This is a genomic window from Enterococcus sp. DIV0167 (assembly GCF_050541555.1).
In the GTDB taxonomy this organism is placed as follows: Bacteria; Bacillota; Bacilli; order Lactobacillales; family Enterococcaceae; genus Enterococcus; species Enterococcus faecalis.
On record NZ_CP172933.1, the window covers coordinates 1,860,798 to 1,883,648 of the forward strand.

The 22,851-nt window shown below is 32.9% G+C and carries 17 protein-coding genes; 4 read left to right on the plus strand and 13 right to left on the minus strand.

Annotated elements, in window-relative coordinates:
- Positions 1-26: 26 nt before the first annotated feature.
- From IGM09_RS08895 to rseP, 3 genes are all read right to left on the minus strand, one after another.
- Positions 27-4,382, minus strand: coding sequence for a PolC-type DNA polymerase III (locus tag IGM09_RS08895; protein ID WP_002400824.1), 4,356 nt, complete (start codon positions 4,380-4,382; stop codon positions 27-29).
- A gap of 250 nt (positions 4,383-4,632) precedes the next feature.
- A complete protein-coding gene (locus tag IGM09_RS08900; protein WP_002359769.1) occupies positions 4,633-6,351 on the minus strand; it encodes a proline--tRNA ligase in 1,719 nt (572 codons plus the stop codon).
- A 71-nt stretch (positions 6,352-6,422) separates the two neighbouring features.
- A complete protein-coding gene (gene rseP / locus IGM09_RS08905) occupies positions 6,423-7,691 on the minus strand; it encodes an RIP metalloprotease RseP (RefSeq protein ID WP_002362168.1) in 1,269 nt (422 codons plus the stop codon).
- 415 nt (positions 7,692-8,106) lie between these two features.
- Here rseP and IGM09_RS08910 point away from each other — a divergent pair, with 415 nt between their 5' ends.
- Both IGM09_RS08910 and IGM09_RS08915 read left to right on the plus strand, forming a co-directional pair.
- Positions 8,107-8,886: an SDR family oxidoreductase gene (locus IGM09_RS08910; protein WP_002359767.1), complete on the plus strand. Its 780-nt coding sequence runs from the start codon at positions 8,107-8,109 to the stop codon at positions 8,884-8,886.
- Positions 8,887-8,970: 84 nt separating this feature from the next.
- The gene (locus IGM09_RS08915) at positions 8,971-9,573 is read left to right on the plus strand and encodes a YczE/YyaS/YitT family protein (RefSeq protein ID WP_002384244.1); all 603 of its coding nucleotides are present in this window, start codon (positions 8,971-8,973) and stop codon (positions 9,571-9,573) included.
- A gap of 547 nt (positions 9,574-10,120) precedes the next feature.
- Here the strand turns inward: IGM09_RS08915 and IGM09_RS08920 are convergent.
- The 10 genes from IGM09_RS08920 to IGM09_RS08965 all read right to left on the minus strand — a co-directional run bounded on the left by IGM09_RS08920 (position 10,121) and on the right by IGM09_RS08965 (position 20,706).
- Complete coding sequence (locus IGM09_RS08920) at positions 10,121-10,972, minus strand: hypothetical protein (RefSeq protein ID WP_033625071.1); 852 nt, start codon at positions 10,970-10,972, stop codon at positions 10,121-10,123.
- Positions 10,962-11,201, minus strand: coding sequence for a hypothetical protein (locus IGM09_RS08925; RefSeq protein ID WP_033625072.1), 240 nt, complete (start codon positions 11,199-11,201; stop codon positions 10,962-10,964). The genes IGM09_RS08920 and IGM09_RS08925 overlap by 11 nt, the downstream gene beginning before the upstream one ends.
- Before the next feature lie 116 nt (positions 11,202-11,317).
- On the minus strand, positions 11,318-11,629 hold the full coding sequence (locus tag IGM09_RS08930) for a nucleotide pyrophosphohydrolase (protein ID WP_080270540.1): 312 nt from the start codon (positions 11,627-11,629) through the stop codon (positions 11,318-11,320).
- A 12-nt stretch (positions 11,630-11,641) separates the two neighbouring features.
- Entirely contained in the window at positions 11,642-13,306 is a 1,665-nt protein-coding gene (locus IGM09_RS08935; RefSeq protein ID WP_010713219.1) for a DUF2075 domain-containing protein, read from the minus strand.
- A 1,079-nt stretch (positions 13,307-14,385) separates the two neighbouring features.
- On the minus strand, positions 14,386-16,200 hold the full coding sequence (locus IGM09_RS08940) for an ATP-dependent helicase (protein ID WP_104858221.1): 1,815 nt from the start codon (positions 16,198-16,200) through the stop codon (positions 14,386-14,388).
- A gap of 2 nt (positions 16,201-16,202) precedes the next feature.
- The gene (locus IGM09_RS08945; RefSeq protein WP_113826061.1) at positions 16,203-18,065 is read right to left on the minus strand and encodes an ATP-dependent nuclease; all 1,863 of its coding nucleotides are present in this window, start codon (positions 18,063-18,065) and stop codon (positions 16,203-16,205) included.
- Between the two features lie 122 nt (positions 18,066-18,187).
- Entirely contained in the window at positions 18,188-18,433 is a 246-nt protein-coding gene (locus tag IGM09_RS08950; RefSeq protein WP_104858219.1) for a helix-turn-helix domain-containing protein, read from the minus strand.
- Positions 18,434-18,907: 474 nt separating this feature from the next.
- Positions 18,908-19,183 (minus strand): hypothetical protein, encoded by a 276-nt coding sequence (locus IGM09_RS08955; RefSeq protein WP_104858217.1) that lies wholly within the window; start codon positions 19,181-19,183, stop codon positions 18,908-18,910.
- A 183-nt stretch (positions 19,184-19,366) separates the two neighbouring features.
- On the minus strand, positions 19,367-20,254 hold the full coding sequence (locus tag IGM09_RS08960; RefSeq protein ID WP_113826063.1) for a hypothetical protein: 888 nt from the start codon (positions 20,252-20,254) through the stop codon (positions 19,367-19,369).
- A 161-nt stretch (positions 20,255-20,415) separates the two neighbouring features.
- Positions 20,416-20,706, minus strand: a complete 291-nt coding sequence (locus IGM09_RS08965) for a helix-turn-helix domain-containing protein (RefSeq protein ID WP_104858222.1) — start codon at positions 20,704-20,706, stop codon at positions 20,416-20,418.
- A gap of 166 nt (positions 20,707-20,872) precedes the next feature.
- On the opposite strand from IGM09_RS08965, the gene IGM09_RS08970 reads away from it, so the two are divergent.
- Both IGM09_RS08970 and IGM09_RS08975 read left to right on the plus strand, forming a co-directional pair.
- On the plus strand, positions 20,873-21,610 hold the full coding sequence (locus tag IGM09_RS08970; protein ID WP_104858215.1) for a helix-turn-helix domain-containing protein: 738 nt from the start codon (positions 20,873-20,875) through the stop codon (positions 21,608-21,610).
- Positions 21,611-21,671: 61 nt separating this feature from the next.
- Entirely contained in the window at positions 21,672-22,835 is a 1,164-nt protein-coding gene (locus IGM09_RS08975; RefSeq protein WP_104858214.1) for a site-specific integrase, read from the plus strand.
- Positions 22,836-22,851: the final 16 nt, after the last annotated feature.

The following is a 22,851-nucleotide window of genomic DNA, read 5'->3' on the forward strand; positions in this document are numbered from 1 at the left end:
CGGCCTTTTTCTAAGAGATTTTTCTTTTATAACATATCAAATAATGATAATTGGTTTTCATCTGGCAAGTCTTTTAAGACACCATTTTCATTCATGTATTCAATTAACGTTTTAGAAACTTTGCCTCGTGTTGCCAAATCTTCTTTCGACAAGAACGGTTGCTCTTCTCGCGCAGCGACAATGGCTTTCGCTACGTTGAGTCCTAAACTTGGCACTGCTCGGAAAGGTGCAATCAAGGTATCCCCTTCAATCACAAAATTTTCAGCGTCCGATTTGTACAAATCAATCATGCCAAATTTATAGCCCCGTTCCAGCATTTCATTACATAATTCTAAAACCGTTAATAAGTTCTTCTCTTTAGTGGAGGCGTCCATCCCTTTGTCCGTAATTTCTTTCATTCGTGCTTTCACAGCTTCTTTCCCTTGTGACATTGCCACTAAGTCAAAGTCATCCGCCCGAACGGAGAAAAATGCACAGTAATATAAGATTGGGAAATAAACTTTAAAGTAAGCGACCCGCAATGCCATTAATACGTATGCTGCCGCATGGGCTTTCGGGAACATATATTTAATTTTAGAACAAGAATCAATATACCAGTCAGGGACGTTGTTTTCTTTCATCGCATTTAAATACGTATCCCGTAGTTCATCAGGAATCTTATTCCATTGTCCTTTACGTACCGTTTCCATAATCTTAAAGGCCATCCCACTGTCCAAACCAGCATGAATTAAATATACCATGATATCATCCCGACAACCAATTACTTCAGCAAGATTGGCTTCGCCACGGCGAATCAACTCTTCTGCATTCCCTAGCCACACATCGGTTCCGTGAGACAGTCCAGAAATTTGAAGTAATTCTGCAAAAGTTGATGGATGGGTCTGCTCTAACATGCCTCGAACGAAACGTGTTCCAAATTCAGGAATTCCTAACGTTCCTGTTTTAGAATAAATTTGCTCTGCATCCACACCTAGAACCTCAGGTCCTTCAAAAATACGCATCACTTCTGGATCGTCTGTTGGGATGGTTTTTGGCTCAATCCCAGATAAATCTTGTAACATCCGAATCACGGTTGGATCATCATGTCCCAGAATATCAAGTTTTAAAATATTATCGTGAATGGAATGGAAATCAAAGTGCGTCGTTTTCCATTCTGCCTCTTGATCATCAGCAGGGTATTGAATTGGCGTAAAGTCATAAACATCCATGTAATCAGGAATTACAATAATACCGCCGGGATGCTGCCCAGTCGTCCGTTTAACCCCTGTTGAACCTTTGGCTAAGCGATCAATTTCAGCACCACGCAAATGTAAATTATGATCTCTTTCATATCCTTTAACAAAGCCATACGCTGTTTTGTCAGCTACTGTACCAATGGTTCCTGCCCGATAGACATATTCTTCACCAAAAAGAACTTTCGTGTAGTTATGGGCTTCGGCTTGATAATCGCCAGAAAAGTTCAAATCGATATCGGGAACTTTGTCGCCATGGAACCCTAAGAACGTTTCAAAAGGAATATCGTGACCATCTTTAAACAATCGAGCGCCACATTTTGGACAGGCTTTTTCAGGCATATCAAACCCTGAACCATAGGAACCATCTTCATAGAACTCAGAATATTGACACTCAGGACAATAATAATGTGGCGCTAAAGGATTTACTTCAGTAATCCCTGTCATTGTCGCAACAAAACTCGAACCGACAGAGCCCCGTGAACCGACTAAATAGCCGTCTTCATTACTTTTATGCACCAGTTTTTGAGAAATTAAATAAATGACCGAGAAACCATTCCCGTTAATCGAATTCAGTTCCTTTTCTAACCGTTTTTCGACAATTTCTGGTAAAGGATCGCCATACAATTCGCGCGCACGATTGTAGCTTAAATCAGTGATTTCTTGTTCAGACCCAGGAATTTTTGGCGTATACAAATCGTCTTTTACTGGAATAACTTCTTCACATAAATCAGCGACTTTGTTGGGATTTTCTACTACAATTCGCTTAGCGACGTCTTGTCCTAAAAATTGGAATTCCGTTAACATTTCATCGGTGGTTCTGAAATGAACCTTTGGTAAACTATGGCGATTTAACGGATTAGCGCCACCCATAGACCCGACTAAAATTTTCCGATAGATGGCATCTTCTTCATTTAAATAATGAACATTTCCAGTGGCGACAACCAGCTTGCCAAGTTCGTCACCGATTTTCACTAGATTACTAATAATTTCTTCCAAATCTGCTTCATTTTTCACCAATTCTTGTTCAATTAATGGCGCGTAAACTGGTTTGGGCATAACTTCAATATAATCGTAGAATTTGGCACGATTTTTTGCTTCTTCGACACCTTTTTGCATCATTGCTTCAAAAATTTCGCCGTTTGAACATGCGGAACCAATTAAAAGCCCTTCTCTTAACTTCGATAATTGCGAACGAGGAATCCGTGGTACTCGGAAAAAATAATCTACATTGGACATGGAAATCAATTTAAAAAGATTTTTTAATCCTGCTTGAGTTGTTGCTAAAATCGTTGCATGGAAAGGTCGAGCTCGTTTGTATGAGTCTCCTTCGCCAATATGACGATTCAAATCATCATGGAAATGCATATCATGATTCTCTTTCGCTTCTTTTAAGAAAATCCAGCACAAATGACCCGTTGATTCCGAGTCATAGATGGCGCGGTGATGTTGTTCTAAGTTGACGCCAAATTTTTTCGATAAGGTATTTAGACGATGGCTTTTGAAATGTGGATACAAGAATCTGGATAATTCTAATGTATCGATGACGGGATTAGCCGCTTCAGGTATTCCATGTTTGCCATAACTTGTGTTTAAGAATCCCATATCAAAAGAAGCGTTGTGGGCCACTAAAATAGTTCCTTCTGAAAACTCTTTAAACATGCGTAAAACTTCTTCTTCGGATTTTGAACCGCGCACCATTTCATCTGTAATCCCAGTTAAATTGATTGTCGTTTGAGATAATGGATGGCCAGGATCAATAAACTGCTCAAAAGTCTCAATGACATTTCCTTTGTGCATTTTGACAGCGGCCAATTCAATAATTGTATCATAAACAGCGGAAAGCCCCGTTGTTTCCACGTCAAAGACCACATAGGTAGCATCTGTTAATTCAATATGTTCTTCGTTGTAAGCAATGGGTACACCATCATCAACAATATTAGCTTCCACGCCGTATAAAATTTTAACGCCTGCTTTTTTACCTGCAGCATGGGCATCAGGAAACGCTTGGGCGCCGCCATGATCCGTAATTGCGATGGCCTTGTGACCCCATTTCCCCGCTTGCGCCACCAAGTCACCGACTTTATTGGTCGCATCCATTGTACTCATGTTACTATGCATGTGTAATTCTACACGTTTTTCACCTTCTGGCGCGTAGTCTTTTCTTGGCGCATGGGCGACTTCCATCAAATCTTGGGCATTCATGACTAAATCACGCATGAAGGTATCTTCTTGTACACTACCACGAACACGAATCCAACTTTGCGGTTGAATCGCATCAAAAACTTGTTCATCTTTTTCCCCATTCGAAAATTTCTTCACCACGAAAGAGGAAGTATAATCAGTTATTTTCAAAATTAAAATTTTTCGTTTAGAACGCAATTCACGCACTTCTTTATCAAAAATAAAGCCTTCAATCGTTATCCGACGTTCTTCTTCCAGTATATTTCCCATTGGCATAATGGGTTCATCATTGGGAATATTCCGACCTAAACGAATTGGACCATCAAACGCAGGCGCTTGTTGTTGTTTTTCTTTTTTCATTTGTTCATGTTTAACAAGCGATTCAGCAGCTTGTTGTTGAAAGGCTGCGGCTTGTTCTAATTTTTGCTCTTCAAACTTTTTCAGCACTTCTGCAGCTTGCTGTTGATCCATTTTTGGTTCAATATGAAATTTAGGAAACCCGTAAGAGAAATAAAGTTCCTCAATAATTGGTAAATATTGTTGCTTCAAATAAGGAATAACTGCTTCATTATCAACAGGTAAGATAATTTTCCGATCTTCAAATTGTGGTGTCTGTGTTTTTAAGACTTTCTGAACTAACGGTGTATTGCATTGACTATTTAACAAGGCCAATTGCCAATAATCCGTTAATTGTTCCTCAGTAAATGTTGTCTGATTTGTGGTTATTTGAACGGAAACCTGCGCAATTTGTTGAAAAGCTAGTTCCAATTGTTGCATAAATGTTTGATATAGCATCACTGGCATCAATTCATCAAAACTTAAATGAAATTCCCATAAGCGACTTTGTTGGTGAACAATGACCTTGTCAATCCGGCCATTTTGAATTAAGGGATGTTCTTTCGCTGTGTCATCTAACTGAATTTGCGTCATCAGTTTATCAAATAAATCGCGTGCTTTTTCTGTCACAAAATGAACCTCCTTCTATCATTGAAAAAAGGCCCTCAGACAAATCTGTCAAGTGCCTTTTTTCGGTTTCTCTGCATTCGCTTCTCTATTAAGTATACTCGTTTTTTGTAAAAAAACAATCTTGTTTCTTTTCTAAAAAGAGCTAAGAAGAGCTTGAAGCAAAAATCACTTTAGATTTTTGCTTCAAGCTTAAACGCTGATAAGTGGCGGAAACAGTTTATCCTAATCATTCTGTCCGCCCTTTTCATTATTATTCCACTTCTGATGTTGTGTTCATCAAAATAGAAAGTGTGCTTTCTAATTCTTCTTTGCGTACTTCCAACATTTCACCAGTACGTTTGATTTTGACTTCTACCACACCATCGACTGCTTTTTTCCCGACTGTAATACGGATTGGACAACCAATTAAATCAGCATCAGCAAATTTTACGCCTGCACGCTCGTTGCGGTCATCAACTAATACTTCGTAGCCCGCTTCGGTCATCATTGCTTCAACTTCTTGTGATAGTTTTGTTTGATACTCATCTTTCACATTCATTTGGACCACGTGTAAATCAAATGGCGCAATTCCTGTTGGCCAATTAATACCGCGCTCGTCTGCATTTTGTTCAACGATTGCTGAAAGTAAACGACTAACGCCGATGCCATAGCAACCCATGATCACTGATTTTTCACGACCGTTTTCATCTAAAACTGTTGCGCCCATAGCATCACTGTAACGCGTTCCTAATTTGAAGATATGACCAATTTCGATTCCTTTGGTAAAGGCTAAGACACCATTGCCATCAGGAGAAGGATCGCCTTCTTGAACAAAGCGTAAATCTTCGTAACTAATTGGTTGGAAATCACGATCTGGATTTACATTTGTCAAATGATAGCCATCTTCGTTAGCTCCAACAATGGCGTTGGCTAAATCTTGAACAGCTAAATCTGCATAAATTTTAACATCTTCGGAAACATTGACTGGACCAATTGAACCAAAGCCCGCTCCTAAGACACGGCGAGCATCTTCTTCTGTTGCTTCATCTAAGAAATCAGCGCCTAAGAAGTTTTTCAATTTGACATCATTGACATCATGATCGCCACGAACCAAGACCATTACTGGCTCTTCATCGGCAATAAATAGTACTGATTTAATAATACGTTGTGGCTCAACTTCAAAGAAGTTTGCCACTTCGGCAATTGTACCCACTTCTGGTGTTGCAATTTTTTCTAAATCTAATTGTGTTTCATGTGATTTTTTCGGCGTATAAAGACTTGTTGCCATTTCTAAATTGGCAGCATAATCACTTTCTGTTGAATAACAAATAGTATCTTCCCCAATTTCAGAAATCGCCATAAATTCTTTAGAATCTTTACCACCCATGGCACCACCGTCCCCAATAATGGCACGGAATTCTAGTCCACAGCGTTCAAAAATGCGTGAGTAAGCTTTTTCGTAATCACGGTATGATTGATCTAAACTAGCTTCATCGGCATGAAAAGAATAGCCATCTTTCATGATAAATTCACGGCCTCTTAATAAGCCAGAACGTGGGCGTTTTTCATCACGATATTTTGTTTGAATTTGGTATAAATTCAAAGGTAATCGTTTGTAAGAATTGATTTCATCACGAATTAATTCTGTGAAGGTTTCTTCATGCGTTGGGCCTAAGATATAGTCACGGTCATTGCGATCTTTTAAGCGATACAAGTTAGGTCCATAAGTTTCATAACGGCCTGATTCTTTCCAAAGTTCTGCTGGTAATAACGCAGGCATTAACATTTCAACTGCATCAATTTTCTCAAATTCTTCTCGCATAATCGTTTTTAATTTTTCTAAAACACGATTGGCTAAAGGTAAATAAGAATAGATCCCTGCAGCGACTTGACGAATATAGCCTGCGCGCAACAGAATTTGATGACTTAAGACTTCTGCATCATTTGGTACTTCTCTTAACGTTGGAATTAACATTTTTGACTGTTTCATTAAAACTCTCCTCTATTTTAAAATCAACTATTTTTGATTTCTTTACACACTTTTTTACTTAAGCTTTCTCCTTAAAAGAAAAAGCGTTGAATATCGTTCCAAGTAACTAACACCATTAACACCATGACAAACCCAAAGCCAATTAACGTAATGATGCCTTCTTTTTCAGGACTAATTGGTTTTCCACGTACACCTTCAATAATGTTTAAGACAATTTTCCCGCCATCTAAAGCTGGGATTGGCAACAAATTAATAATCCCTAAGTTCATTGACAACATGGCCATTAAGAATACAACTGTACTTACTCCAGCATTGGATGCTTCTTCCGATAATTTAAACATCATGACTGGCCCACCTAGTTTGTTTAAGCTAAAACCGGTGAATAGTGAGCCGAGTGCTTTAAAAATCTGTGTCGTACTATTTAAAGTATCCTGAATACCGCCCATCAATTTTGACGGTAAATCGGTTTTCATATAAGGATAAACGCCGACTTTACCAATCGTTTGTTTTTCCACTTTTTGTTTTTCTGGTGTCACTGTTAGTTGCTCTTCTTTGCCGTTACGCTCAACTACGAACGTTAACGGCTTTTCGGGGTTCTTCTGCACAATGGTTGTAAAATCTTCGTATTTTTTGATTTTTTGATTATTAATCGATAAGACTTTATCATTTTCTTTCAACCCAGCTTCTGCGGCTGGGCCATTAGGAATCACTTGTCCAATTTGATTCGTGTTTAAATCAGTAACGCCTCCTTGTAGAAAGACCGCTAACGTAAACAGAATAAACCCTAAGATAAAGTTATTCATGGGTCCCGCAAAGTTCGTCAAAATGCGTTGCGATAATTTCGCTGATTGAAATTGAACGTCAAGTGGCGCAATCCGCACCTCGGTTCCATCACTTTCAATAATCGTTGCATCATGGTCAACTTTATAAACGGTTTCTTCTTCCTCGTTTCCATTGACATAGCCCTTGATGAATAATTCTTTTTCAAGATCAAAATCAACGACTTCCATCGGAATACTATGAGGTAATTGTACTTTTTTACTTGTATTAATTTTAACCACATTACCCACGGCATTTAACTCAACAGATAGAGGCATACCTGGTGTGATTTCTGTCATGTCTTCGCCCATCCCAGCCATTCGCACATAGCCACCAATTGGCAATAAGCGAATCGTATAAGTGGTGCCATCTTTTCCACGATGCGCAAAAATCTTTGGTCCCATTCCGATTGCAAACTCACGAACTAAAATACCCGCTCGTTTTGCAAAATAAAAGTGGCCAAATTCATGTACGAGGACAAGAATACCGAAGACAATAATGAATGTGATAATTGTTTTCATAGATGTCCTTCTTCCTTCATTCACTGACGTTCAGTGCTTTTTATTATTACATGGGAAAGTCTCGTAAAACTTGCTCTGTTCCCTTCCCGATAAACCAGTGCAACTGTTTACTGAGAACAGTCGCCACTGTTAGTGAACAAATCTTTCCTTATGTAAGACAAGTTTTATTTTAGCATATTCACTCATAAATAACCATTGGACTTGACCACTTCGCCTAGATATTTTGTGTTTTTTTAGAAAACTCTATAAATGAGAGGAATTGATTACTACGACCAGTATTTTTTTAAAGACCTTCAACAATAGTAGCTAACTTTAGACCATAAACTTTTCCGACAGTTTGTCGTATTTTATCAACACGCTGATTGACATGTGCTACCATGAAAGTATTAATAGTAATTTTAGGGGGAATGAATCAATGTATGGAGAATTACATGGTAAAGTGGCCGTTGTCACTGGTGCAGCTACGGGTTTAGGATTATTTATTACTCTGCGTTATATCTTAGAAGGTATGAATGTTGTTGCTGACTATGTCGGTGAGCTGCCTAAAGAATTTGAAGATGTCCAAGCCAAGCACGCAGACCGCGTAAAATTCGTGAAGGCTGATGTCTCTAATGAAGAAGATATTAAAGCGTTAGCTGAAACCGCTTTAAAAGAGTTTGGTCATGTTGACATTTGGGTAAATAACGCCGGTGTGGAGGCTTCTTTTCCGACAATTGATATGCCATTAAAAGAATGGCAACGTGTCATTGATGTCAATTTAAACGGTGTCTTTTTGGGTTCTAGAGAGGCACTCCGAATATTTAGAGATCAAAAAATCAAAGGGTCAATCATTAATATGTCCTCCGTTCACCAAAGAATTCCTTGGCCAACGTTCGCCCACTATGCGGCAAGTAAAGGCGCCACCGAAATGTTCACGAAAACAATCGCTTTGGAATATGCGGAATATGGTATTCGTGCCAACTGTATTGCGCCTGGAGCGATTAACACACCTATTAATGCTGAAAAATTTTCCGATCCCGAACAGTTAAAACAAACAACGAGCATGGTTCCTATGGGCATTATTGGTAAACCAAATCAAGTAGCTGCTGCGGCCGCTTGGTTAGCTTCTGATGAATCCTCATACGTAACCGGAACAACACTCTTTGTAGATGGCGGGATGTCTCTATACCCTTCGTTCCAACACGGAGCTGGTTAAAAAGTAGTCTGCAACAAAATTCTCTATGAATTTTTGTTGCAGACTTTGTACTATCACACACAAAATCTATTCAGGAGGCTTACCATGAAACTAGTCAAAAATGTTCTTTTAATTTTAATTGGTTTAGTTATTATCGGGATTGGCGCATCCACTTTAAGAGTGGCAGGTTTAGGAGTTGATCCTTTCACTGCTATGAATATCGGACTTTCTTCGATGTTTGGTATGCAATTAGGCATTTTTCAAATTATTGTCAATGCGTTTATTTTATTCTATGTCTATTTAAAAAACAAAAAAGCCATTGGTCTAGGAACTATTTTAAATATGCTTTTAGTAGGGATTTTGATTCAACAGATTTCTACTTGGCTTCAACCTTACGCCAATAGTTTAGGAGGCTCAACAATTGGCAAACTACTTTCTTTATTCTTCGGAGTCCTGATTTTTACATTTGGCTGCGCCTTATACATGGCTACAGATCAAGGCGAATCCCCCTATGATGCGATTGCGCCAACCATCTGTCAACAAATCAACAAACCTTACGCTTCTGTTCGAAAAGCACAAGATTTGTTGGTCCTATTAATTGGCTTTATTGCTGGTGGTCCAATTGGGATTGGTACAATTATTTGTGCATTTGGTGCTGGCCCACTCATTAGTTTCTGGAACAAGTTACTTCAACCTTTAGTAAAATAATTTTTTAACTAAAATATAAGAAAAAGCGATGACTTCATAGAGACTTTCTTCTCGAGTCATCGCTTTTTTATTTGTGCTTCTTTGAAGAAGCATGATTAGTATGTTTCTTGTTTGGCTTTCCGTTGTTGTTTTGGTTGATTATTTGTTGGTAGAGTGAAAAACTAGCCGACAGAGCCTTCCATATTGGAATCGACTTCTCAACCAGTGTCATTAACTATCAAACCAAGTTATTAAGAGTTCTTATTGTAGTTTAAAGACTCAATATTTATCAATGATTATCAAATTAGGATGGTCAAAATCTGGTCAATTTTGATGTGTTATTGGTAGCAAAAAATGTTGGGACATTTCCCAACATTTTTTATTAATTTTATACATATCAATTCAGATACCTTATAGTATTTTTTCTTTTTAAAGAAGTTTTTAAATGAATTATGGTAACTCTTTAGAGTGTCAATTGACTGTACTTATAAAAAAATAAAGTTTGATAACCAAATCCTTAGAGTAATAAATGAAAAAAAATTCTAGATAAAATCAACCAAAAGATCAATCATGCTAGACATTCTAATATTTTTCTACATACTTCGGATAACTCTGAACCAGTATTTATATTAAAATTTAATAGTTCTATACGTTCAAATTCAATTAGTATTGAATCAAATATTTTTAACCCAGAAATTTCTTGTTTATATTTTTTATTGAATATTTTTGCTTTTTTTCTAAATTCAAATATATCTATGTTATATCGTTCTTTACTAGAAAGATTTTTAATTTTTTTCGAATTATTTATTTTTTTTAATTTTTCAGAGTCTTTAACGATACATTTAAATAAATTTTCTAATGTAATATGTTTTTGAATATTATTCAAAAACATATTACATTCCCAATCTAAATAAGCCAATACTTCTAATAAATCCTCCTCTGAATTTTTAATATCTAAAGGATAAATATTAGCATGAGCATATTGATGACGAGGTTGAATCATACTATCGTAACTTTTAATCTTTGAAAAGTTTTGATTTAAAACAAATTTAAAATTACTATTTAAAGATTTTAATTCCTCTTCAAAAGATTTAAATTTAGGATTAGGACTAAACTTCTCTGGATTTAGTTTTCTGAACATAAAATTATTTACATAATCGTTACTATTATTTTTAAATTCCAGACAATGATAGATAGTATTTTTTAATAATTTTTCCGAAAATGTATAACAATCAATCAACAAAGAATACTCTGATTTTTTTATTGATTCCTTGGCTATATTAAAATCTAGACCAATTTCCTCATAAAATCGTCTATAGCTAGAAGAATTATCTGATAGACTGTTTGATACATCAACAATTCTCGAAAAATTCCTTTGAATATCAATTAAAGTGTCCTCACTATTAAATTCATAAATCATCAATACTATCTCCAATAATTTTATCGAATATACTTAATCTGGCATTAATTGATTCCGCTGTTCCTGTTGATATACTAAAAGGATTTACACCAGTTTCTTTTGCTTCTTTATCTATACTAGCCATCTTTTTTTTATAATTAATTAATATTTTCTCATCGTTGATTATTTTGTTATGCATTATTCTATCTATAACTGATGAAATCATTGCCTCAAAAATACTAATATTCATACTTCCAACAAATGTAAAATTATCTTTTTCATACCCAGCTTCTTCATTTTTAAACTCTACCCGCTTACAAAAAGAACTTTTTTCAAAAGTATTAAAAGTTATTGATATTGCTTCCTTTATCTTTTTCCCTTACTCTTCTCTACAGTATATTTCTTTCCATTCTTCTTAATCTTATTCTTTATAATCTCTTCAACACTCAAACCTAAATCATCAGCTAAAATCAAGCAATAAATCATCACATCAGCAATCTCATCTTTAATATTTTCTAAATCATCAGCTATTGCTTCTTCACTCGACTTCCATTGAAAGTTTTCCAGTAATTCTGAAGCTTCAAGAGAAACTGATAATGCTAGGTCTTTAGCATTATGAAATTGTCTCCAGTCCCTGTCATCTCTAAATTGGTTAATTTCTTTTATTAAGTCTTCCATAATGCATTCCTCCTATAAGCCCACTCGTTCTTTAACTAGTTTCTCTACATTTTTATCTTCAAAGTAAACAGCACAACCATCTATACCTCTTGAAAGTAGTACATAATAAATATTTAATATATACTCTGTTAATTCAGATAAATTAAATCCCTCTTTTAGAGGTGTCCCGCCGATATCTTTGTAGTTTTCTGGCACCGCCACAATTTTTCCATCTTTTACTGTTATATCATTGCCTACTATAACTCCGGAATAGTTTAGATCATATCCTTGAATTGCATGTATTGAACCTATTTCCTTTTCTGAGTTTGGTTTCTTTACCCAATCTTCATAAGTAGAGTTCCATCTTTTTTGTATACCATCTATATTCCAATCGTATGGCAATTCTTCAAATTTTTTACCTTTATTTTCTTTTTTCCCAGTATTTGATACCCACTCTCTGCAGTAACCAGCAATCAGTCTATTGGTCGTTTCTGGATAAGCGTGAGAATAATCATCAACATAGTCAATAACTTCTTTAAAAGTGGCTACAATTTTAAAATAGTCATCTTTAAAAACTTTAGAATTAAAACTTTTGTCATTACTTAATTGAAAACCGTATAATATGCCTTTTAAAAAATCTTCTCCTGAGAAATCTCTATCTCCTCCGATTCTAAACTGTTGCATTAAACAAACTTTTTTATAATCACTCGTAAGGCTTCTTATTTCTGCAGGTCTAATATTCTGAGGTTTAATACCTTGATATGGATCATATAACAGAACTAATCCATCTGTTAATTTTTCAAGAAGAGTGATCTCATCATCACCTTCATCAAGATGTCTTCTTGCATTCGGATGTCCTTTTCTATAGTATTTTTTCAATTTATGAGCTTCATCTACAATAATAATATCGTATTTTTGCTCATTTTTCTTTGCATCCATTATTAGTTGAGAACCTGTTTTTACTATTAATCTATTGTTCAGACCGATCGACTTAAATATCAAATTAAATTGTTTAGTTAAATTTCCTGTTGTTATCAAACCTATTCTTAAATCAGGATACACTTCAGCTAAGGAAAAAGCTAAGTTTGTAAATAGAACTGACTTACCAGAACCTGCTGGTGCTTCAATTAAATATTTTTTTGTTATGTTTTTTTCAATTTCATCAACTATTTCTTTTTGCTTAAATGATAGCTGTTTAAAAGGAGAGTACTTAAACAGAAGTCTTTCTCTTAACTCTTCAACATTAGGATTATCTACTAACCCCAGTGTATACAATTCATTATTCCATAATTTATTAAAAACTTCTGTTAATATTTCTTCCTTATTTTTATATACCAACTTAGTTTGTCCATTATTTCCATTAGCTAATACAAATTTTGTCACATCAGATTCAGCAATCATATAGTTCAATATTAATGATTCCAAATCCAGAATGGACGATTTATCAAATAGACTGGAGTATATGACTAAGCAATTTGTATAATCTCTATAATCCACTTTCGGATTGCTTTCAATCAGATGCTCATAGTGTCTTCTAATGAAGCCATTAGTCTCTCCAACATAAATTTTTTTAGTTTTAAGATTATAGTAAACATAGGTGACTGGATTATTCTCTAATACATTAACATGAATTTTTTCCAATTTATTTGATATTTCCCCATTTTTAAATATTAAATTCATGACTCTGTAACTTGACATTTTATTCACTCCAATTGTTAATTTCCTATCTATAATAAATTGTATCATACTAAGTATAAGATATATAATTAATTATTTAAGTGTATTAAATAAAAAAATAGAAGTGACTATCTCTATATTAAAATATCTCCTAAAGCCCTAATTCATGAGTAGCTTATTCTGCATCTACTCAATCAATTAACAATAAAAACTTATAGATATGAAACATTGTACAAATATTTCATATGAGTATTACAACCTGAAATAATTGTAGGTCTGTTTCATCTGCAATAACTGCCACAACTATGTAGTACTTTTTAACTATTTTTAGCAGAAAACTATTTTTTTATTTCCACATAAATGAAACAGAACATCCCTTTGTATCAGCATTCTTAACCCTAATTTCATTTAGTTTCATCTATCAAAATTTATTAACCTTTTGCAAAAGACAAAAAAAGAGTATCCCAAGTGAGCCGTGTAGCTCAATTAAAGGGTACCCTTAGTACGGTCAAATATCAACGGGGTGGGTTTCTCTATCCTATTCAATTCCTTGTATGATTCTGCCAAAGATATGATTAGCTTGGGTTGGTTGTCCATCAATTAGAGTAAGAGTGTACTCCGTTTCCAGCGGCTCTTTTAAGCTTACTGTAATCCCTTCTCCACCTTCTGCTGAACAGATAGGCAATTGCTTTCAGATGTTCAATTGCTTCTGATATAGCTTGCTGATCATTTGGAATAGACTCATCAACATAAATAGAAAAGTAACGTAATCTATCTATACAGATATTGCGAACAGCGCCCCTAAGAAAACTGGTCAAGAGTTTGCTGATATGATGGCTCATCAGTAAAAAGCTGGTCATTTCTACTATCAAGACAAAATAAAAAAGCTAGAATCCTTATACATCAAGGGTTCTAGCTCCTATAATAGGTTTATCCAACACTGCCTTCCATTAAATTTATCGGTAATCAATAGGTTATAATAAGCATTAGATCAAAGAAAATGATGAGATTATTTTTGATCTTATATATATCGTATTCAAAAAGCACAAATAAAATAGCATTTAATTTGGCATTAAAATTTTGAGGAGCTATTTCAAAAATCAATTTTGAATTTTATATAAATATTTCGATTTTATTTGCCTTTTACTGCTCCCCCAGGGCATTTCTTTCTCTAGAGGATAAGTCAAATAACACTCTCTTTTTGCCCTAGTTAAAGCAACAAACATATTATTTAGTTCTTCTTTTTCTTGAACAGGAGTTTTTACTCTGTAGTCAGGAAATGTTCCTTCTACCATGCCTATTATAAAAACTACTTCAAATTCTAAGCCTTTTGACATGTGGACCGTTAATAAAGAAACACCTGAATTACTATCTGTATTTAATTTTCCCAAAGAAACTTGATTTCTAAAATATGCTAGACTTCTATCTCCTTTTACAGATTGTTTGACGTATTTGTTCCAACGAGTTTCCCATAATTCTATGTCGCCTTGAATTAAAAATTTAAATTCCTCATCAAAATCTCCATTTAAAACCACATCTTTTATAATATTTAAAGCTTTATTAAAATCCTCTTGGTAATTATATAATATATTCCATGCTTCAACTATCGAATTAAAAACCTGTATATTTACCTCATTTGAATTAACTACATCATTGGTTAAAATATCTTCTAAAAAATTTTCTTCTTTATTTTTTCTAGAAAGATGTTTATTTAATTGTCTATAGTGTAAATCATCAAAAGGATTAACAATAATTCGAATTCCTAATTCAAATATCTTCATTTCAATTGTTTCACACTCAATATTAGAGTTTACACCACCAAAAGAAAAATCTATTTGACTGTCTTCAAGTTTTTTTTCTAATTTTGAAAATAAATATCTATTTCTACCAATAATAGCGATATCTTTTAAAGTAATATCTTCTTCTACCCACTCACTACCATTGGTTAATAAATAGTGTATCTTTTTAGTAATCCATTCAGCTTCTTCAATTTCATTTTCAAAAGAGTGTATTTGAAGTTCGCCTTCTAAAGGATAAACTGACAATGATTTTGATTCAGGTTGAATTTTGCTAGCTGCTTCAATTATTTTTGAAGTAGACCTAAAGTTTTCTACTAATGAAAAAGTTTTAGGTTTGTAGTCTTCGACGAATAGTTTAGTCATAATTTTACTATCTGACCCATTGAATCCATAAATTGATTGTGCAGAATCTCCGACCATCATTAAGTTTTCAAAGTTTGGGGTCAACGCCTTGATAATTCTATACTGAGTATTATTTAAATCTTGTGCTTCATCTATCAAAATGTATTTATAAAGTCTCGTATAATTTTTTGCAACTGATGGACACTCTATTAAAATCCTGTATGAGTAGTATAATATATCATCAAAATCAATCATTCTGTTAGACTTTAATAAATTATTGTAAGTTTCAAAGATATCTGTAAATTCGTTATTATGTTCCATACTATCAGGATATAAAAAATTTTTTTTATATCCTTCTATAGCATTTAATTCTTTACGCAACACTTTATCTTCTGGAATCATCATTTTTGAATTCAAATATGCTCTCTTTAAAATATCAAGTTTATCATTCTTATCTTCAATAACTGTCAAACCACTTTTAAGACCTATTTGATTTCCTCTATTTAAAACTAGATCCAAACAGAAACTGTGAATAGTTTCTACTTTTATTCTATCGTGATTTTCTACAGAAAGTTGTTGTTTTACTCTATCTGATATTTCTTCTGCTGCTTTATTACTAAATGTTAAAGCTAAAACTTTTCCTTTTCTCAACTCTAAAATATTGGCAATTCTCTGCGTTAATACCCTCGTTTTACCACTTCCTGGTCCTGCTGTTACCAATATTGGACCATCAATATAATCTACTATTTTTTGTTGGCTAACTGTCAACTTCATTTTTATCTCCCCTTTTCAGCATATAATGAGGCAATCGAGAAATTCTTAACTTTCGATATTTCAAAAAACATTTCTTGAATGATATCAGGTATTTTAGTTTTATCTTTGCGTTTAAGAATTTCACTACCAATCATTGAAGAATACTCTGTTTTATTTTCTTTTAAATAATCTAGAAGTGCTTCCTGATACCCTTCATTACCACTATAATCTCTAATAGGAGCCTTAAATATATTTTGATTACATTTAGAACATTTTTCATTTGTTTTTATCCTCTTTTTTTCAGTGCCATTTTTTTTATCAATATATTTAGAAAGATAATCTTCATCCTGTTCAATAAGTCCGATTACTCTTAATAGCTCTTTTTGATAACCATGATTTACCAAATATTTTTCAAAGTCACATTCTTCTGGTAAAAATTTTATTCGTTTATCTATATCTTCCTCAGTGATATTACAATACACACTTTTATAAGCTTTTTTAACTTTTTGTATTACTTCCTCCTCACCATCGCTTAAAATAAATAATTCAATATCCAAATCTTTCGCAACTCTAAGAAATGGTTTGTACTTCCCAAATCCACCAACACTTACTATATTAACTCCTAGTTCAAAGGGTTCATAGCCAAAATATTCTTTAAAAAATTGTGGTAAAACTTGATCTTCTGTTTCCCCTTCGCATAATATCAATACATCTGCAAACAGAACATCCCCACGAGTTTTAAAAACTTCTTCTTTGATTTTTCGAATTTCATTTTGATTTAATTCATCAACTAAAATATTATTAGTTTTAGAGTTATCGCCTTTTTTATATACATGAATAATTTCACCAATGTCTGATTGAGAAGCAATTATTGGCGAATGTGTGCTTATGATCTTTTGACCATCTAAATTACTCATTTGAGAATAAATTTTCCTTTGAGCTTGTGGATGTAAGTGTGCTTCTGGTTCTTCTAACAAAAGAATTGGATGGAATGCAGACCCTTTTTCAGCCATTTCTTTTGTTTTCCATTTTATATATGCTGATAAAGTTAAAAAAGTAGCCCAACTTCTAGTTCCCATCCCTTGGTTAATGATTGAAAATGATTCAGATTTTTTATCTGTGAAGCGAATCTCCATTCCTTGATTTAAATCTTTTATCTTTCTACTAACTGGATTAATTTGTATAGAACTCTCTCCAGAATCCAATACTTGACTAATTTCATTTAAACTACCAGATAAATGTTTTAATACCTCACTATTCTCCACAATATTGTCATTAATTTCATTTAAATGTCTTTCCATTTCCTGTAGATTTTCTTCTGACAGCTTAATATCTTTCACTAATTTCCCAAAATAAGAGTACTTATCGTTCATTTCAGAAGCAATGTCTCTTTTAGCATCTAAATAAAAAACTGGGAATGCTTCTATTAAATCTTTAGTAACTCTATTTGTGCTAAAATTCTCAAAATTTTCAACTTCATCAGTACTTGGCCAACTATTCATCCCTTTCCTTTCAATTTGATAATCTCCAGTCGCATGATTATATTTTATTATGGTTCTAATTCCAGCATATTGCTTTTCATTTTCTTCAAAAACAAGTTCGCCAAACAAGTCAAACCATTTTTCAGTAAATTCATGATTCTTAGATTCGATTAATAAATCTAATATTATTGATTTGTCTTTTGATAATATTTCATCTTTTTTAACGAAAATAATTTCTTCATTAATTCTTTTATATTGAGTAAAACATAATTCTATGGCTTCTAATAGAGATGTCTTACCAACATTATTAACACCTAGAAGCAGGTTGGAATCTTTTAAATCTACATCGACACTTTCATAACATTTATAATTTCTAATTCTCAATTCTTTTATACAAACATCCATTTACTTCATCTCCAAAAATTATTTTCATTAAAATTAATTTTAAATGCTAAAAAGATAAAATTTTCTCACTTTATGCATAACTTGGATCAAAAAATGTAAATCTTCTTCAATAGAAGTATTTATTAAGTAAAAAACTCTGAATAACTAATGTCAAAAAATTTTTTTATTCCTTTTAATTGTTCCAACTTAATATGTTGCTTTCCGCTTTCAATCTTAACAAGTGTTTCTCTGGTAATATTCACATTCATTAACTGTAGTTGTTTAACTAATTCAGTCTGTCCTATTCCTTTTTCCAATCGTATTCTCCTAATGTTACTGCCAATAATATTTTCATTATCTATAATCTTTTCTTCTCCCAAGACTAGCACACTTTCTGGACTAAAATAAGTCCTTTTTCATCTAATCTTAGTGAAAATTTATGATATAATGGGACCAGTACAAGTCCACAAAGGAGATTTCATATGAATAATTCTTATATTAAAGTAATATTTTCAAAGATATTTCTGTCAATCATTATAGCCGTATTCCCATTACAACATTCTCAAAGTTCTACTTTAGGAAAAATATTCTTATCTTATCTTGCTTTTTCTATTATTTATTTTTGTTTTGCAATTTCAAAAAATTATCTGATTACTTTAATATTACTTATACTAGTTATCGCTGGTTTTACTTATTTAAATGATTTATCTCAAATACCTGCATTCATTTCACAATACTTAATTATTGGAGTAATTTTAACGCCTTTCATTTATGACTCCTATATTATTATTTGCCTTATTCTAGATAAGGTAAAATCACACAAATATTAATTTAAAAGATCACCTAAAAAAACTCTGAGCAATTTATATCTCAGAGTCTTTTTTTATTTTATCTATTAATTTATTCATCTCTTCCCAATATTCAGATACATATTTCAGTTCTTTTTCATTCAGGTCAAACAAATCTAGATTATGCATCATTTTAAATTGTTGATATAATATTGCAAAAAAATCATTTGATCTTTCTATATCAATTTTTTTATTGCATAAAAAAGTAATTAGTTTGGCTATCACTCCCATAGAAAGCTCACTTATCGTTTCAACCTTGTACATATGTTCATAATCGTATTCTTTTTTCATTTTCTATCAAATTCACCTCATTTTTTTATCTAACTTTTCTTTATATCGAGTAGCACAACAAACAAAAAATATACACTACTTGTTTATAGGTTTTAGGATCATTCCTAACAAAAAAAACCAGGGTGTGCGCACACACCCGATGCTTGCCCTTACTTTTATTTGACATACTTGTTCTATTATATATTAATTGTCGTAAATAAAACTACGCCTGTCTTTTTCCAAACTCTGTTTAGAAGAATAATTTGATTTCATTTCAAAAAACATATCCTCTAATTCTAAATTACCATTAGAATGCCAATAATCTAATTGTGTGAAACCATATTCTCTTTCCATACAATATACATTTTCCCAAAAATTTATCATTATTTTATTCCAATATGCTTTTAAATTTTTTATAGGCTCCCCTTTGTATTCTGCTTCTTTCATTTTCAAAATAAAATTAGTTGCTTTTTTCTCAATTTCGTTTGACCATATTTCACCATAAATTTTTATGGATTTTTTAGATTGACTAACTCTTTTCTCTACAGTTTTTTTAGCTATAAAAATAATATCTAAAAATTCCTTTGCTTCAAAAAAAGTACCAAACAACAAAAAAAGACGTACTGTTTTTTCAGTTAAAAATTCTTTGTTATAGGATGTTAAGATGTCATCTGTATCGATTATTGTATCAAATATATTTGTATTATTAGTATTTGTATTATAGGTATTTGTAGTTGCGGATTTTCCATACTGCGATTTATCGGAATCTGGAAAATCCGATTCTGGTATCCCTCTGACTGGATTATCAGTAACTATCCAAGTATAGCCACTAAATTTCCCTCTATTCCTATTATTAAATCCTCTGATATACCCCCTTCGAATTAATTCTTTCCAGCCACTATTAAAACTATCTTTTTTATCTTTTGAATGTGTCATAACTTCGCTTTTATATATTTTCCAATCAGGTGGTAAACTCGCCAAATAAACTAAAATTCCTCTTGCTTTCCATGAAAGTTTCTTATCTCTTACTGCTTCATTTCTAATTTGAGTAAAATTTTTGCCTGAAAAATTAGTATATATTCTTTGTTCCATATTTTTCTCCTCTGTTTACTAAAGTTTCAACTAGAAGAAACCCGAGGACTCTTTCCATCATACTCATAACTTTATAACAAGCCTACTTCATGTTAAACTATATGATGAAATAGAGTCACAGGCTCCTATTTCATTAAAGGCTTGATGTCTATCCACCAAGATTAAGCATCAAGTCTTTCATTTTGTCTTTGTAACATGAATTTCGAAACTTCACTTTTTGAATAAAAATTTCTTCCTCCAATCACAATAATAGGTAAACCTTCCTTAACATAATTCTTTAAAGTATTAATGCTTACTCCTAACCAATCGCTCATCTCTCTCTGATTTAAGAAGTCCTTATCCGAGCTTACATCGTGAATAGCTTTTTTAATAGCCTCGTTAGTTAAATCATAAACAAACTTTTGCAACTCTTTGGTTTGCTTTTCATTAAGTAAAACCTGAAATCCTTCCATTTGCAATCAATCCTCTCCAAAAAATTTATGAGTAGCTCCTCATAAATGTATCATAACACGGTACATAAAATCAGGTCAAGAAGTTGTACCTCATCATGATACATTTGTATATCATGATTTATTTTTTTATTGTATAATAATAGAAAAAGGACGGTGATTACATTCTATGACATCTATTGATAAAAAAAATGTAGGTGAAAGAATTAAGACTATTAGGCTCAATTTTTCTAAAAAGCCCATGTCCCAAACACGTTTTGGTGAACTTTTTAATCCCATAGCAAATAGAAGCTCAGTTCAGAAATGGGAATCTGGAAAAAGTTTACCTAATGATGAACGCTTAAAACAAATAGCTTTCTTAGGAGGAACCACTATTGATTATTTACTTTATGGAAATTTCAGACAATCTTTAGGCTATGGAGAACGCATTAGACAGATTCGTGAAAACGAACTTAATATGACTAGAGAAGAATTTGCAAGTTCTTTTAATCCACCGGTTACAGAAAATGAAATTCGTGATTGGGAAAACGAACTTGCATTTCCTCCTAAAGATTATTTGAAGTATATTGCTCAAGACGGGCACATGTCCGTAGCTGAATTAATCTATAAAGAAAGAAAATTTTCTAGTCCCGTTAGTCCTTATTTATCACTTGAAACTATTGAAAACACTTTAGATGAATCTAATCTATCATTTGATAATCGTTGGAAATCAGATATATTTTTCAAAAATTTAAATGAATTACGTTATCTACAAATTAAAAATCCTCCCGCTTTTGATAAATTGAATAGACTCATCGAAATATTGCATATCAATTTAATCGAAAATACAGATTCTACTAGTAAAATTGATAATAAAGATATAAAAGAGTGCAAAAGACTAATTGAAGAAATTCTCAAAAAAAACTAAGGTTGTCTCCTATTGATTTTTGAAATAGCTCCTCAAAGTCAATATTATAGGAGGTTTCAAAATGGCTTCATTTAAACAATACACTTTAAATAACGGTAATAAACGTTGGAAATTCCAAATATATTTAGGTACTCACCCTGTTAAAGGAACGCCTATAAAAACAACTAGAGGTGGTTTTAAAACTAAAAGGGAAGCTCAAATTGCTTTAGCTCAATTACAAACTAATTTTGAAAAAAATAATCGTGAATTAACTAATCAAGAAAAAATCACTTTTTCTGATCTTTATGATTTATGGTTAAAGCAATATCGATTGAAAGTGAAACCTTCAACAGTTGCTACATCACGTCGATTTGTTGAAAATTATGCTCTAAAATATTTCGGCAGCTTGAAGTTAGACAAAATTACTGTTAGGTATTGTCAAAAGATAGTCAATCTTTGGCATGATCAATACAAGCAGTACCATTATTTTAGAAAGGTAGTAGGACAAATACTTCAATTTGGTGTTCAAATGGAATTAATTGATTCTAACCCCATGAGAAAGACTATTCTACCTCGTAAAAAAGAAGTAGAGGAATTTCCTAACTTTTACACCAAAGAGCAACTAGAGGTGTTTTTTGAGTGTTTAGAGAAGCATACAAATGAAGTCAGTCGGACTAGCACAAAAATATTCACCTTTTTCCGTCTTTTAGCATTTACAGGGATGAGAAAATCTGAAGTACTTGCTTTACAATGGAAAGATATAGATATTTTCAATCGTAAACTTACTATAGGAAAAACACTTGCTATAGATGAGCATAATCAAATTATCATTCAAGAACCTAAAACGATTAGTTCTCAAAGGGTTATTGCTCTAGATGCTAATACGATTAAAGTCATTGAACAATGGCGATATAATCAAAAAGAGTGGTATTTTAAATTTGGATATAATACATCCAAAGACACTCAATTTCTTTTTACAAATAAATTCAATGAGTTATATTATCCTCAAGCTCCTAATGACTGGCTTTATAACATACTCGAAAAATATGACCTACCAAAGATTACATTACATGGTTTTCGTCATACTCATGCTAGTCTGTTGTTTGAATCCGGCGCAAGCATAAAAGAGGTTCAGGAAAGGTTGGGGCATAAAGATGTCAAAACTACTATGAATATTTACGCTCATGTTACTCCTGAAAAGATTAAAGAGACTGGCGAACGGTTCGCAAAATACGTAAATTTTTGACGAATGGCATTCAATA